This is a genomic window from Mycolicibacterium duvalii, from assembly GCF_010726645.1.
Taxonomy (GTDB): Bacteria; Actinomycetota; Actinomycetes; order Mycobacteriales; family Mycobacteriaceae; genus Mycobacterium; species Mycobacterium duvalii.
The window spans coordinates 1,171,579-1,184,675 of record NZ_AP022563.1; the positions used below are offsets into that span (position 1 = coordinate 1,171,579).

At 70.2% G+C, this 13,097-nt stretch carries 16 protein-coding genes; 13 read left to right on the forward strand and 3 right to left on the reverse strand.

What is annotated here, in order from left to right:
• Positions 1-33 precede the first annotated feature (33 nt).
• The 6 genes from G6N31_RS05330 to G6N31_RS05355 are packed head-to-tail and all read left to right on the forward strand — an operon-like array spanning position 34 to position 5,360.
• Complete coding sequence (locus G6N31_RS05330) at positions 34-417, forward strand: PPOX class F420-dependent oxidoreductase (protein WP_098002586.1); 384 nt, start codon at positions 34-36, stop codon at positions 415-417.
• A 7-nt stretch (positions 418-424) separates the two neighbouring features.
• On the forward strand, positions 425-814 hold the full coding sequence (locus tag G6N31_RS05335; protein WP_098002587.1) for a PPOX class F420-dependent oxidoreductase: 390 nt from the start codon (positions 425-427) through the stop codon (positions 812-814).
• 38 nt (positions 815-852) lie between these two features.
• The gene (locus G6N31_RS05340) at positions 853-1,353 is read left to right on the forward strand and encodes an FxsA family protein (protein ID WP_098002588.1); all 501 of its coding nucleotides are present in this window, start codon (positions 853-855) and stop codon (positions 1,351-1,353) included.
• 44 nt (positions 1,354-1,397) lie between these two features.
• A complete protein-coding gene (locus tag G6N31_RS05345; protein ID WP_098002684.1) occupies positions 1,398-2,924 on the forward strand; it encodes an amidohydrolase in 1,527 nt (508 codons plus the stop codon).
• Positions 2,917-4,575: an apolipoprotein N-acyltransferase gene (lnt, locus tag G6N31_RS05350; protein WP_098002589.1), complete on the forward strand. Its 1,659-nt coding sequence runs from the start codon at positions 2,917-2,919 to the stop codon at positions 4,573-4,575. The genes G6N31_RS05345 and lnt overlap by 8 nt, the downstream gene beginning before the upstream one ends.
• Positions 4,572-5,360 carry a polyprenol monophosphomannose synthase gene (locus G6N31_RS05355; protein ID WP_098002590.1) on the forward strand — a complete coding sequence of 263 codons (789 nt, stop codon included), beginning with the start codon at positions 4,572-4,574 and terminating at the stop codon, positions 5,358-5,360. The genes lnt and G6N31_RS05355 overlap by 4 nt, the downstream gene beginning before the upstream one ends.
• Positions 5,361-5,366: 6 nt before the next feature.
• On the opposite strand, the gene G6N31_RS05360 is transcribed toward G6N31_RS05355, so the two are convergent.
• Positions 5,367-5,705, reverse strand: a complete 339-nt coding sequence (locus tag G6N31_RS05360; RefSeq protein WP_098002685.1) for an RNA polymerase-binding protein RbpA — start codon at positions 5,703-5,705, stop codon at positions 5,367-5,369.
• 135 nt (positions 5,706-5,840) lie between these two features.
• On the opposite strand from G6N31_RS05360, the gene G6N31_RS05365 reads away from it, so the two are divergent.
• The 4 genes from G6N31_RS05365 to G6N31_RS05380 all read left to right on the forward strand — a co-directional run bounded on the left by G6N31_RS05365 (position 5,841) and on the right by G6N31_RS05380 (position 8,771).
• The gene (locus G6N31_RS05365; protein ID WP_098002591.1) at positions 5,841-6,191 is read left to right on the forward strand and encodes a hypothetical protein; all 351 of its coding nucleotides are present in this window, start codon (positions 5,841-5,843) and stop codon (positions 6,189-6,191) included.
• Positions 6,192-6,347: 156 nt separating this feature from the next.
• Positions 6,348-7,451: an alpha/beta hydrolase gene (locus G6N31_RS05370; RefSeq protein ID WP_234815226.1), complete on the forward strand. Its 1,104-nt coding sequence runs from the start codon at positions 6,348-6,350 to the stop codon at positions 7,449-7,451.
• A gap of 71 nt (positions 7,452-7,522) precedes the next feature.
• Complete coding sequence (locus G6N31_RS05375) at positions 7,523-8,182, forward strand: hypothetical protein (RefSeq protein ID WP_098002593.1); 660 nt, start codon at positions 7,523-7,525, stop codon at positions 8,180-8,182.
• Positions 8,183-8,192: 10 nt separating this feature from the next.
• Complete coding sequence (locus G6N31_RS05380) at positions 8,193-8,771, forward strand: hypothetical protein (protein WP_098002594.1); 579 nt, start codon at positions 8,193-8,195, stop codon at positions 8,769-8,771.
• Between the two features lie 3 nt (positions 8,772-8,774).
• On the opposite strand, the gene G6N31_RS05385 is transcribed toward G6N31_RS05380, so the two are convergent.
• Entirely contained in the window at positions 8,775-9,467 is a 693-nt protein-coding gene (locus G6N31_RS05385; RefSeq protein ID WP_098002595.1) for a hypothetical protein, read from the reverse strand.
• 85 nt (positions 9,468-9,552) lie between these two features.
• Here G6N31_RS05385 and G6N31_RS05390 point away from each other — a divergent pair, with 85 nt between their 5' ends.
• The gene (locus tag G6N31_RS05390; RefSeq protein ID WP_098002596.1) at positions 9,553-11,058 is read left to right on the forward strand and encodes a carboxylesterase/lipase family protein; all 1,506 of its coding nucleotides are present in this window, start codon (positions 9,553-9,555) and stop codon (positions 11,056-11,058) included.
• Positions 11,059-11,062: 4 nt separating this feature from the next.
• Entirely contained in the window at positions 11,063-11,389 is a 327-nt protein-coding gene (locus G6N31_RS05395; protein WP_098002597.1) for a YnfA family protein, read from the forward strand.
• Between the two features lie 4 nt (positions 11,390-11,393).
• Here the strand turns inward: G6N31_RS05395 and G6N31_RS05400 are convergent, their stop codons facing one another.
• Complete coding sequence (locus G6N31_RS05400; protein WP_098002598.1) at positions 11,394-12,278, reverse strand: SCO6745 family protein; 885 nt, start codon at positions 12,276-12,278, stop codon at positions 11,394-11,396.
• Positions 12,279-12,327: 49 nt separating this feature from the next.
• On the opposite strand from G6N31_RS05400, the gene G6N31_RS05405 reads away from it, so the two are divergent.
• On the forward strand, positions 12,328-13,086 hold the full coding sequence (locus G6N31_RS05405) for a DUF4333 domain-containing protein (protein WP_234815227.1): 759 nt from the start codon (positions 12,328-12,330) through the stop codon (positions 13,084-13,086).
• Positions 13,087-13,097 lie beyond the last annotated feature (11 nt).

A 13,097-nucleotide genomic window follows, 5' to 3' on the forward strand; every position in this document is an offset into this window, starting at 1 on the left:
GCCGCCGGCCCGGCCGGACGTTAGATTGGCGATATGACCGCCACTTTTGCCGACGTCGCCAAGTCGGAGTACATCCTGCTGACCACGTTCACCAAGGACGGCCGGCCGAAGCCGACGGCGATCTGGGCCGCGCCGGCCGACGACGGGCTGATCGCCATCACCCAGGAGCAATCCTGGAAGGTCAAGCGGCTGCGCAACACCTCCCGGGTGACCATCGCGCCGTGCGACCGGGCCGGTAAACCCAAGGGCGATGCGGTCGAGGCCACAGCGCGGATTCTGGACAAGTCGGCCAACGGGGCCACCTACGACGCGCTGGGCAAGCGCTACGGGCTGCTCGGCAAGACCTTCAACTTCTTCTCGAAGCTGCGCGGCGGGATGGAGAAGAACGTTTCGATCGAGATCAAACCGGTCAATTAGGTCTGCCATGGCCGCCCCGACGTTTCAGGACGTCTACCGCGAGAAGTATCTGCTGCTGACCACCTTCACCAAGGACGGCAAACCCAAGCCGACTCCGGTGTGGGGCGTTCCCGATGGTGACAAGCTGCTGATCATCACCGATGACGGGTCGTGGAAGACCAAGCGGATCAACAACACGCCGCGGGTCACGATCCAGAAGTGCGGCGTGCTCGGCAAGGTCAAGGGCGAACCCGTCGAAGCCGTCGCCCGCATGCTGCCGAAGTCCGAGACGCGGCGAGTGTTCACCATGATCATCCGGCGGTACTGGAATCACGCCTGGTACTTCATTCCGCAGGCGATCCTGCGGGGCGGCATCGACAAGGTGCACGCCGCGATCGAGGTACGCGCGCCCGACTGACCCAGGAACCCACAGCGCCGGCCGCGCGTTGGCACACTATGGCGATGAGGCTGTTCCTGCTCTACGTGGTGCTCGAGCTGGCTGTCGTAGTGGCGCTGGCGTCGACGATCGGCTTCGGATGGACCGTGCTGCTGCTGGCCGGCACCTTCCTGCTCGGGCTCGCCCTGGCCGGTTCGCAGGTGCGCCGCCACATCCGCCGGTTGCGCTCCGGGCTCACCGTCGCCGACGCGCAGGGGGCCGTCACCGACAGCGTGCTGGTCGCACTGGGTACGGTGCTCGTCGTGATTCCTGGTCTCGCCAGCTCCGTCCTCGGGGGCCTGCTGCTGCTCCCGCCCACCCGTGCCGCGGCACGACCGCTGGTCACCGCGCTGGCCGCGCGCCGCGCCCCGCTGATCGTCGGGGTGAGCACCATGGGCAGCACCATGGGCCCTGCCGCAGCGGGCCGGACCGGTCGAGGCGACTACATCGACGGCGAGGTCATCGACACCGTCGACCGGCCCGTCGATGCGCCCCGGCAGCTTCCGCGCCGGCCGGAGTGAGCTCCACCGCTCTGCTGGTCAACGGGCGGATCCACAGCCCGGCCATGCCCGACGCGACCGCCATCGCCATCCGGGACGGGATCGTCGCCTGGCTCGGCCGTGACGAGGTGGGCCGCGCACAGTTCCCGGACGCAGAGATCATCGACCTCGACGGCGGCTTCGTCGCACCGGCGTTCGTCGACAGCCACTTCCACACCACCGCGACAGGACTGGCGCTGACCGGGCTGGATCTGCGGTCCGCGCGGTCGCTGCAGGAGTGCCTGACCCTGCTCGCCGACTTCGCCGCCGCTCACCCCGACGGCGTCATCTGGGGTCACGGATGGGACGAGACGGGGTGGCCGGACCAGTGTGCGCCCACCACCGCCGACATCGACGCCGTGGTCGGTGACCGCTCCGCGTATCTCACCCGGATCGACGTGCATTCGGCGGTCGCCTCGACCGCGCTGCGCCGCCGTGCCGGGCTGAGCTGCGGACAGGCCCCGCTGAACGCCGATGCGCACCACCTGGCGCGCCGTGCGGCCCGCGCCGCGCTGACCCCGGCCCAGCGCGACCGCGCGCGCCGCGCCGCGCTGGATGCGGCGGCGGCGGCCGGGATCGTCGCCGTGCAGGAGTGCGCCGGACCCGACGTCTCCGGCCTCGACGACTTCGGTGAACTCCTCGACCTCGACCACGGCGTCGAGGTGCTGGGTTACTGGGGCGAAGCGGTCGTAACGGCCGACGAGGCACGCGAGTTGATCCGGACCACTCGGGCGCGTGGGCTGGCCGGCGACCTGTTCGTCGACGGCGCGCTGGGCTCGCGCACCGCATGGCTGCACGAGCCCTACACCGACGAGCCCACCACGACCGGCAACAGCTACCTCGACGTCGACGCCGTCACCGCCCACCTCGCCGCCTGTACCGAAGCCGAGATCACCGCCGGGTTCCACGTCATCGGTGACGCCGCCGTGTCGGTGGTCGTGACCGCGCTGCAACGGGTCGTCGAGCGTTTCGGCAGCGTGGCCGTCGCCCGTTGCGGGCACCGCCTCGAGCACGTCGAGATGATCACCGAAGAGCAGGTCGCGCTTCTGGGCAGCTGGGGTGTGATCGCCAGCGTGCAGCCGAACTTCGACGCGCTCTGGGGCGGCACGGACGGCATGTATGCGCAGCGTCTCGGCGCGGTGCGCGCCCGCGGGCTGAACCCGTTCGCGCTGCTGGCCTCTCACGGGGTGCCGCTGGCGCTGGGATCGGATTCGCCGGTGACCGACATGAACCCGTGGTCGGCGGTGCGGGCGGCGACCAGCCATCACACGCCGGGCAGCGCGATCTCGGCTCGCGCGGCGTTCGCCGCCGCCACCCGGGGAGCGTGGCGCGCCGCGGGCATCCGCGACGGCCTCAGCGGAACCCTGGTGCCCGGCGCACCCGCCAGCTACGCGGTGTGGGATGCCGAGGAATTCGACGTCACCGCGCCGACCGACGCCGTGGCGCGCTGGTCGACCGACCCGCGCTCCCGTGTCCCGGAGCTGCCCGCGCTGCACGATCGCCTGCCGCATTGCCGCCGTACCGTGCACCGAGGCGTGACGATCCATGGCTGAGCGCCTCGGTCAGCGGACCGCTCAGGCGGTCGCGCGCCGATCTGGGCGCCTGACCGTCAGCATCGCCGCCGGGCTGGCGCTCTACGCCGGCTTCCCGCCGGTCGGCTGGTGGTTCATGGCGATCTTCGCGTTCGCTGCGCTGAACTGGGTGTTGACCCGGCCGGACACCACCGCCGCCGGGGGCCTCGGATATGGGTTGCTGTTCGGGCTGGCCTTCTACCTGCCGCTGCTGCCGTGGATCAGCGGCCTGGTCGGCGCAGTGCCGTGGCTGGCGCTCAGCCTTGCCGAGGCCGTCTTCCCCGCCCTGTTCGGTCTGGTCGCGGTGCTGGTGCGACGAGTCCCGGGCTGGCCGCTGTGGTTCGCCGGGCTGTGGTCGGCGCAGGAGTGGCTCAAGTCGACGGTGCCGTTCGGCGGCTTCCCGTGGGGCGTCGTCGGGTTCTCCCAGACCGACGGTCCGCTGCTTCCGCTGGCGTATCTCGGCGGTGCACCGCTGGTGTCGTTCGCCACGGCGCTGATCGGCTTCGCGCTGGCCGCCATGGCGATGGAGGTCACCGGCTGGTGGCGCAGGGACGCCGCCGTTCGAGCGGCCGCGCCCCCGGCGGTCGTGCTGCCCGGGGTGTGCATCGCGCTGGTGCTGCTGACCACGGCGCTGGTCTGGCCGCAGGTGCGCAAGTCCGGTGCCGGCGCCGGCGACGACGCCCCCATCACCGTTGCCGCGATACAGGGCAATGTGCCCCGACTGGGGCTGGACTTCAACGCACAGCGCCGCGCTGTGCTGGACAACCACGTCCGCGAGACGTTACGACTGGCCGACGACGTTGCGGCCGGGCGCGCACCGCAACCCATGCTGGTGATCTGGCCGGAGAACTCTTCGGACATCGATCCGCTGGCCAATGCCGACGCCGCCGAACAGATCTCGACTGCTGCCGCCGCCATCGACGCGCCCATTCTGGTCGGCGGGGTGGTCGCCGCGCCGGGCTACAGCGCGACCAACCCGGTCTCGACGAACTCGGTGATCGTGTGGAACCCGGGGACCGGTCCTGCCGACCGCCACGACAAGCAGATCGTGCAACCGTTCGGTGAGTACCTGCCCTGGCGCAGCTTCTTCAGCATGCTCTCGCCGTACGCCGACCGGGCGGGGTACTTCATCCCCGGTGACGGTGACGGCGTGGTGCGCGCCGCCGGCGTCCCGGTCGGCGTGACCACCTGCTGGGAAGTGATCTTCGACCGGGCAGCCCGCGAATCGGTGCGCAGTGGAGCCCAGATGCTGACCGTGCCGACCAACAACGCGACGTTCGACGAGACGATGAGCGAACAGCAGCTGACGTTCGCCAAACTGCGCGCGGTCGAACACGACCGGTACACCGTCGTCGCGGGCACCACCGGGATCAGCGCGGTGATCGCGCCCGACGGCCACGAGCGGGCCCGCACGAGCTTCTTCGAACCCGCCTACCTCGACCAGCAGATCCGCCTCAAGACCGGCTTGACCCCGGCGACGCGTTTCGGGCCGTACGTCGAAGCTGCACTGATCGCCCTCGGGGCCGCAGGTGTGATCGGCGCAATACTGCACAATGGATCAGTCGTGCCGGCAAGACTGCGCGGCCGGCGAGCAACGCCCCACGCCCGCGAAGACAGTGAAGGAGCCGCATGAGCACCCCCGGTGGCTTGAACGGCGACCGCACTCCCGCAGGGCGGCCCAGCGACCGCACCTTGGTCATCATTCCGACCTACAACGAGCGCGACAACCTCGTGACGATCGTTTCGCGGGTGCACGCCGCGGCACCTGAGGTACACGTCCTGGTCGTCGACGACGGCAGCCCCGACGGCACCGGGCAGCTGGCCGACGAGCTCGCGCTGGCCGACCCCGACCGCGTCCACGTGATGCACCGCACGTCCAAGGACGGCCTCGGCGCGGCCTACCTCGCCGGCTTCGCGTGGGGGCTGAATCGCCAGTACACGGTGCTGGTGGAGATGGACGCCGACGGCAGCCACGCCCCCGAGCAGCTGCACCGCCTGCTCGACGAGATCGACAAAGGCGCCGACGTGGTCATCGGTTCGCGCTACGTGCCGGGTGGGGAAGTCCGTAACTGGCCCCGCCGCCGGCTGATCCTGTCCCGCACGGCCAACGGCTACTCACGCATCCTGCTGGGCGTCGACGTGCACGACATCACCGCCGGCTATCGCGCCTACCGGCGCGAGGTGCTGGAGAAGATCGACCTGTCCGCGGTGGACTCGAAAGGCTACGGCTTCCAGGTCGACCTGACGTGGCGTTCGATCAATGCGGGCTTCACTGTCGTCGAGGTCCCGATCACGTTCACCGAACGCGAGCACGGAGAGTCGAAGATGGACGGCTCCACCATCCGCGAGGCGATCCTCAAGGTCGCCCAGTGGGGGATGCGCGCCCGCATCGACCGGGCGCGCGGCACCGCACGCTGAACCGGGTCAGCTTCCGCGGCGGCGGGTCTTGATGATCTCGAGACGCTCTTTGAGCAGTTCGTCGAGCTCCTCGATCGAGCGGCGCTCCAACAGCATGTCCCAGTGGGTGCGCGGCGGCTTCACCTTCTTGGGTTCCGGCACGTCCCCCTCGATCAGGGTGCCCTCCATGCCGTTGCGGCACAGCCAGGTGCCGGGGATCTCGGCATCGTCGGCGAACGGGACGTCGAACTCCTCGCCGTTGTCGGTGCGGTAGCGCGCGACCTGACGGGGCGCCAAGTCATGGTTGCGATCCGTCTCGTAGCTCACCGCTCCGAGCCGGCTGCCCCTCAATACCCGATCAGCCATCGTCAACTCCTCCGCACAGATTTTCCGGCCTGCCGCGATGTCCAACGAAGCCGCGTCGTCGAGAGTTCCCGACATGGCCCGACTCGACCCTCCATGATACCGGGATTGCTGCGGGCTTCGGTTTAGAGTCTGGCTGTGACGCCTCCGGCCGCCCCGACCAGCACTCGCGCCCGACGGCAGAACTGCCGTTGGTGCGGACGCGAAGTCGCCGACAGCGGGCTGGGCCGGCGCCGGCAGTACTGCCGGCAGTCCTGCCGGCAGCGCGCCTACGAGCAGCGCGCGCTGGTCAAGGGCACCTCCGTCCCGGCGGACGCGGTGGTGCTCAGCGCCGAGGAGGCCGCTCTGCTGTCCGACCGCGTCTATCAGGTGCGATGCGCGGCCGAGGACATGGCCACTGCGATCGAGGAAGGAGCCGGCCCCGCCGAGTTGCGGTCGCTCTGCGACGCGGTGATGCAGGCGGCGCGCGCGGCCGACGGGTGGCGTTAGTCGGGGCGCGAACCAGGCCTCGGGCCGGTACTGTAAGCGCCTATCCACACCGTCCCGTCTGCCGATTCTTCCCCGCCGAGAGGGTCGTGGCGCTGGGACGATTTCGTCCTCGACGCCGCGCGGTACGAGCTGCGCCGTGGCGACACCGTGATCAAGGTGGAGCCGCAGGTGTTCGACGTGCTGATGGCGCTGGTGTCCCACCACGACCGACTGCTGACCAAAGAGGAGCTCCTGGACTCGGTGTGGGGCGGCCGGTTCGTCGGTGAAGCGGCGCTGACCAGCCGGATCAAGGCCGCCCGCCGGGCGTTGGGCGACGACGGCGAATCGCAGCGCTATATCCGTACCGTGCGCGGCCGCGGTTACCAGTTCATCGGACACCTCCGCGATGCGGTGGAGCGTGCCGATCCACCGCCGGAGATGCCGGCGCAGCACATCGCGTTCTGCCAGGCCGGCGACGGCGTCCGGCTGGCCTACGCGGTCACCGGCAGCGGCCCACCGCTGGTGCGGGCCGCGAACTGGATGACGCACCTGGGCTACGACATCGAGAGCCCCGTGTGGTGTCACTGGGTGCGCGACCTGTCGGTGCGGCACACCTTCGTCCGGTACGACGAACGCGGCTGCGGTCTGTCGGACTGGCACGCCCACGACTTCACCTTCGAGGACTGGGTGACCGACCTCGAATCGGTGGTGGAGGCCGTCGGTTTGCAGCGCTTCCCCCTGCTCGGGGTGTCGCAGGGCGGTGCGGTGGCGGTGGCGTACGCCGCCCGTCACCCCGACCGGGTCAGTCGGCTCGTGCTCAACGGGGCCTACGCCCGGGGCCGCGCGGTGCGCGCCACCACCGAGGACGAACAGCGTGCCGCGGCACTGGATCTCGAGCTGGCACGGGTGGGGTGGGGCCGTTCGGACCCGGCGTTCCGCCAGGTGTTCGCCGCGCAGTTCCTGCCCGACGGCACCCGCGCCGACTGGGAGGCGTTCGACCAACTGCAGCGACGCACCACCTCGGCGCAGAACGCCGTGCGCTTCCTGGAAGTGTTCGCCCACATCGATGTTCGCGACCTCGCCGGGCAGGTGCGCTGCCCGACCCTGGTTCTGCATTCCCGCGACGACCACCGCGTGCCGCTGCGGTACGGCGAGGAGTTGGCGTCGCTGATCGCCGACGCCGAGCTGATCGCGTTGCCCAGCAACAACCACCTGCTGACCTCGCGCGAGCCGGCGTGGCGCACCTTCTGCGATGAGGTCGAGGGTTTCCTGGCGGTGTGAGCGCGTCGCTCTCCACGCAATCTCCAGGAAATCTTCATGCGCGGCGGGCCGGCTGGGTTCATGCTGCTGACATGAGAATCAGACATCTGCTCGTGACGGTCGTCGCGGTCCTCGGCGTGCTCGCCGCGGGGTGCTCGGGCGAATCATCCTCCGAGCCGCCGGCTTTCCCGGAGACGGCGCGCTACATGGCCGACATGACATCGGCCGACGGGGCGCCCATGGCCATCGGTATCAGCGTCGACGGCAGCTCGGTCGCCGCATACGCCTGCAACGGAACCGACGACGAGGCATGGTTTTTCGGTGACCAGAGCGACGGCGCGATCAAGCTCACCTCGCGGATGCGCGACACGCTGACCGCCGACTACGACGGGACGGACGTCAACGGAACGGTGACCATGAACGGGGGCGAATACCCGTTCACCGCGGCATCGGTGTCCGGGCTGGCCGGCATGTATACCGCCGAATCCGACGGCGTGCGGGCCTCGTGGGTGGTGCGCCCAGACGGAACGGCCACCGGCGTCCAGTTCAGCGGCTTCAGCCAGGGCGACCGCAACTTCGATCCGTTCAATCTCGACGGGCTCAGCGATTTCGACGTGCGCAACGACGTGCGCAACAAGCGCAAGCTCGGTCCCGCCGGACCCATCGAGTTCCCGGACGGACGCCCGCAGGCCAGCATCAACGGCCAGCCGGTCTCGCCCATTCTGGTGACAGGAACGTTCCGGCTGCGCTGAGCTGTCCGGTATGGACGACTGGTTCGAGCGCAGCCCCTTCATCGGTTTCCTGCCGTGGCTCATCTATTGGGTGGTCGCCGACGGGCCCAGCACGTGGATGTTCGGTGCGGTGTGCGCGGTGATCGCGACACTGATCATGGGCGTGTCCGCCGGCTTCGCCGGGGTGCGGCTGCTCGACGTCGTCACCGTGGTGTTCTTCACCGGCGTGACGGTCGCGGGTCTGCTGCTGGGCCATCAGGACGGCGATTGGATGGACACCTACGCCACCACCCTGTCGAGCGGGGTGCTGGCCGTGATGGCCCTGGTCTCGCTGGCCTTCGAACCGTTCACCGCGCAGTACGCGCCGCCCGCGGCGCCCCGCGAGCCGTGGGAGGAGGCCGCGTTCCGCCGCACCAATCAGGTGCTGACCCTGATGTGGGGACTGGTGTTCGCGTTGATCGCGGTGCTCGGGTACCTCGCTGCGACCGCGCCGGCCACCGTGCATCTGACCAAGGCCGTGATTCCGGTCGTGGTGATCGTCGGGGCGGTCGGGATGACCAGGGCCTACCCGAAGCGGGCGCGCGAGGCGGCGCTGCGGCAGACCTCGTGACGCTCAGCAGCGGTACAGCGCCGCGGCGTCCGGGGGTGTCGGGGCCGGCTGCAGGCAGCCGTACGGGATCACTCCTTCGGCGCTGAGCCGCACCGCCGTGCGGTGGGCGTAATTCACGCAGATCAACGCCGCGGTGTCGGCGCGGCACCGGTTGTCCCCGAAGGCCAGCGACTGCCCGTCGTCGAGTCTTGGTCCGCTGCCGGCGCCGAACGGCCCGGGATCGGCGCGCAGGGAACCGACCTGCACCGAGGTACCCGGGTAGCTGATCCAGCCGGGCTTCCAGGCGCCTTCGGCGCCGGCGGGCCGCGGCGGCGGATCGTCGAGTTCGAGCAGGCACAGCAGCGCTTGGTCGGTGACGCACTGGGTGGTGGTCAGCGGTGTGCCGGCCGATGCGGTGAACGCGACCTCGTCGCCCAGCTCGGTGGTGACGCCGTCGCGGAACGCGACGTGAAAGCCGGCCGGATCGGCGGGTGCGCCGTCTTCGACCCAGCTGATGACCTCGGCGATGGAGGCGTCGTCGGCGGGCACCGCCGGTCGGGCGGCCGACGGCGGCGACACGGTCGGGGACGCCGAGGTGACTGACGGTGGTGCGGCGCTGTCGGAGGTCACCGAGGAGGACGACTCAGCCTGGCCGCCCACCGACTGCGAACACGCCGCCGTCAGCAGACCCAGCGCGAGCAGGACCGCTATGCGCATGCCGTCAGGTTAACCGGCCGACACGCGAGTGCTGACGCGCCACGGCCCTCCGGCATCTGGGCAGAGCATTCGTTACCGTCGGTGCATGCACGAACACACCGTCCGGGCGAAGACCGGATCCGGCATCGTGGAGGGGTTCACCCGCGACGGAGTCCACCGCTGGCGGGCCATTCCCTATGCCACACCACCCGTCGGACGGTTGCGCTACCGCGCGCCGCAACCGGTACAGCCCTGGTCAGGCGTCCGCCACTGCCACGGATTCGGCTCCTGTGCCCCGCAGCACCGCCGCTACACGCTGGTCGGTGTCCGCAAGTACCAGCCGACCAGCGAGGACTGCCTGACGCTCAACGTCGTCGCGCCCGAGGGAGCCGATCCGGCCTCGCCGTTGCCGGTGATGTTCTTCATCCACGGTGGCGGCTACATCCTGGGAAGCTCGGCGACCCCGCTCTACGACGGCGCGGCACTGGCTCGCCGCGGCTGTGTGTACGTATCGGTCAACTACCGGCTGGGACCGCTGGGCTGTATGGACCTGTCGTCGCTGTCGACACCCGACAACCCGATCGACGACAACCTGTTCCTGCGTGACCTGGTACTGGCGTTGCGCTGGGTGCGGGACAACGTCGCGGCGTTCGGCGGCGACCCCGACAACGTCACGATCTTCGGAGAGAGCGCCGGCGCTCAGGCCGTCGCCACCCTGCTCGCGGTGCCGCAGGCCAAAGGACTGTTCGCGCAGGCGATCTCAGAAAGCCCCGCCAGCGGGATGGTGCGCTCGACGGAGATGGCCGCCAAGTTCGCCGCCCGGTTCGGCGAGCTGGTCGCCCCCGATGGCGCCGATGCTGCGGCCGCGCTGATGTCCGCGTCGCCGCGGGCGCTGATCGGTGCACTCGACGACCTGGTGGCCAACGGGTTCAAGGATTTGCCGGGGGCGTTCCCGGTCGGGCCCACCTACGGCACCGAGTACCTCCCCAAGGACCCCGTCGAGGCGATGGCCGACGGCAGCGCCCACCGCGTCCCGTTGATCGTCGGGACCAACGCCGAAGAGGGACGGCTGTTCACCCGCTTCCTGCCGCTGTTGCCGACCACCGAGCAGACCATCGAGATCATGCTCGGCGACACCGACGCCGAGGTGCGCAAGCGCATCATGAGCGCCTACCCCGACTACCCCCACCCCGACACGTGCGTGCAGATCGGCGGGGACTTCACGTTCGGCGCCGCCGCCTGGCAGATCGCCGGAGCGCACAGCCGGCACGCGCCCACCTACATGTACCGGTACGACTACGCGCCCCGGCCGCTGCACTGGACGGGCATGGGCGCCACCCACGCCACCGAGCTGCTCGCCGTGTTCGACGTCTACCGGACCATGCCGGGCGCGCTGCTCACGCTGGCGGGGGACTGGCGCTCGGCGCGGCGGGTCAGCAAGGACGTCGGGCGTCGCTGGCGATCCTTCAGCCGGACCGGGGTCCCAGGCCACGACTGGCCGCGCTACTCCGCCGACGACCGCCCGGTGATGGTGTTCGACCACCGGCCGCGCGTGGAGTACGACCCGCACGCCCACCGACGTGAGGCGTGGGAAGGCTTCTCGCTGGCCTGACTCCATGGTCGTCAAGTCCGTCGCGTTGTTCGTGCTGGCCGCGATCCTCGAGATCGGCGGCGCCTGGCTGGTGTGGCAGGGCGTCCGCGAGCACCGCGGCTGGTTGTGGATGGGCGCGGGGGCGCTCGCCCTCGGCGCGTACGGGTTCGTGGCGGCCTTCCAACCCGACGCGCATTTCGGCCGTGTCCTGGCCGCCTACGGCGGGGTGTTCATCGCCGGGTCACTGCTGTGGGGGATGGCCGCCGACGGCTTCCGGCCCGACCGCTGGGACGTGCTGGGGGCGACGGTGGCCCTGATCGGCGTCGGGTTGATCATGTACGCGCCGCGGTGAGCGGTCAGCCCAGGTGCGCGCTGTCGTCGTCGAGGTCGTCTCGGTTCAAGCCCATCGGGGTGCCCGCGGGCACGTCTCCGGCGGCCACGACCTTCCTGGTGATCGGGGTCAACGTGCGGAACAGCGTCTCCACCTCGCTGTCGTCGAGCGCCTCCCACGCGCTCAGCGCCGCGGCGTCGGTCGCCTCTTCGATGCGCTGTTTGAGCTGACGACCGGCCGCCGTCACCTCACCCGCGGCATCGAGAATTCCGCGCCGGCACAACGCATCCTGGCACTGCTGCCACTGCGCGTCGTCGTAGTCGCGGCCGCGCTTGATCATGGCTTCGGGGACGCGGCCGGCCGCCGCGTGCAACACGTTGGCCTCCCGTCCCGACAATCGTTCGGCGGTCAGGATGGCGACGTGGCCGTCGCCGCGGTGCTCGCGCAGCAGCGTGGTGGCGTGCCACAAGCGGGCCAGTGGTTGCCGGGGCCACGCCAGTGCGCGGTTGGCCGCGTAGAGCACCCGGCCACCGACGTCGGCGCCGCGGGCGGCCTTGGCGGCGAGCTCGGCGGCCTCGGCCGCGTCGTCGTCGGTGACCCCCGCGCGCCGCACCGCCGCCACCGCGGATTCCTCCCGCACCCGCAACGCATCGGCGGGGGACGCCACGTCCCACGCGGCGGGCAGCGCCTTGGCGACCCGCTGCGGGGTGAAGCTGTAGAACGCCGCGGTGACGACCTCGGGTGGCACCGGTCCCAGTGGCGCCGAGCGGGCGGCGAAGTAGCCCATCCAGAAGCCCCGGAACCCGAGGTCGTCGAGTGCGGCGCGGGCTTCGGGCGCGAAATACGTGACCGCATGGACAGGCTCGAGGCGGTCGAACAAACGGCGAGCGAGAGAGGGGTGTCGATCCACCGCTGCAGTCAACCATTCCCGCATGCGACTGCTAGGGTCCGGTGCAGTCGTGCCGACTGTGACGGGACAGCACATGCGGAAAATGGGCCGCGCGCCGGCGGCCGTGGGCGCGCTGACATTGCTGGCCGCCTGCACCGTGCCGACCCCCGAGGGGATTCCGGCTGTGGCACCGGACGATCTCGAACAGGACATCACCGCGCGACTGGTCGAAGCGGGACAGCAGCCGGAATCGGTGACCTGTAAGGATCCGCTGGCCGGGCAGGTGGGGCAGGTCGCACGCTGCGAGGTGGTGCTCAGCGCTACCAACAGCTTCGAGCCGATGATCACCGTCACCGCCGTCGACGGGGCGCTGATCGACTACGAGATGGTGCCCGCCCTGTCTCGCGAGCAGCTGCAACGCGCCGTCGCCCGACTGGTCGACGGCGCGGGACCCGGGCCGACCAGCACGGTCGCCTGCGGGTCGGGTCTCATCGGCGTACTCGGAGCCACGACAGCCTGCGATGTCACCACGGCGGGGGTCACCCTGCGCCGCACCGCCGAGGTCGACGGCGTCGACGGGCTGATGATGAGCTTCGATCTGCTGCCGCTGCTGACCGAGGCAGAGGTGGAGGGATCTCTGCTAGACGAACTGGCCACCCGGCTGGGCAGTCGTCCCGAGTCGGCCGACTGTGCCACCGGACTGGAAGGCAGACCGGGGAACACGGTCGACTGTGTCGTCGTGTCGGGACCGGACACCGCGGAGTTCACGCTGACCGTGACGACCGTCGACGGCGAGCAGATCGACTACACCTACGGACCCAAGCAGTGAGCTGCAACGAC

What these genes read in the sequence shown, in the direction of transcription:
- G6N31_RS05330 (WP_098002586.1), top strand. Translation starts at nt 34, where the DNA reads ATGACCGCCACTTTTGCCGACGTCGCCAAGTCGGAGTACATCCTGCTG.
- G6N31_RS05335 (WP_098002587.1), top strand. Translation starts at nt 425, where the DNA reads ATGGCCGCCCCGACGTTTCAGGACGTCTACCGCGAGAAGTATCTGCTG.
- G6N31_RS05340 (WP_098002588.1), top strand. Translation starts at nt 853, where the DNA reads ATGGCGATGAGGCTGTTCCTGCTCTACGTGGTGCTCGAGCTGGCTGTC.
- G6N31_RS05345 (WP_098002684.1), top strand. Translation starts at nt 1,398, where the DNA reads ATGCCCGACGCGACCGCCATCGCCATCCGGGACGGGATCGTCGCCTGG.
- lnt (WP_098002589.1), top strand. Translation starts at nt 2,917, where the DNA reads ATGGCTGAGCGCCTCGGTCAGCGGACCGCTCAGGCGGTCGCGCGCCGA.
- G6N31_RS05355 (WP_098002590.1), top strand. Translation starts at nt 4,572, where the DNA reads ATGAGCACCCCCGGTGGCTTGAACGGCGACCGCACTCCCGCAGGGCGG.
- G6N31_RS05360 (WP_098002685.1), bottom strand. Translation starts at nt 5,705, where the DNA reads ATGGCTGATCGGGTATTGAGGGGCAGCCGGCTCGGAGCGGTGAGCTAC.
- G6N31_RS05375 (WP_098002593.1), top strand. Translation starts at nt 7,523, where the DNA reads ATGAGAATCAGACATCTGCTCGTGACGGTCGTCGCGGTCCTCGGCGTG.
- G6N31_RS05380 (WP_098002594.1), top strand. Translation starts at nt 8,193, where the DNA reads ATGGACGACTGGTTCGAGCGCAGCCCCTTCATCGGTTTCCTGCCGTGG.
- G6N31_RS05385 (WP_098002595.1), bottom strand. Translation starts at nt 9,467, where the DNA reads ATGCGCATAGCGGTCCTGCTCGCGCTGGGTCTGCTGACGGCGGCGTGT.
- G6N31_RS05390 (WP_098002596.1), top strand. Translation starts at nt 9,553, where the DNA reads ATGCACGAACACACCGTCCGGGCGAAGACCGGATCCGGCATCGTGGAG.
- G6N31_RS05395 (WP_098002597.1), top strand. Translation starts at nt 11,063, where the DNA reads ATGGTCGTCAAGTCCGTCGCGTTGTTCGTGCTGGCCGCGATCCTCGAG.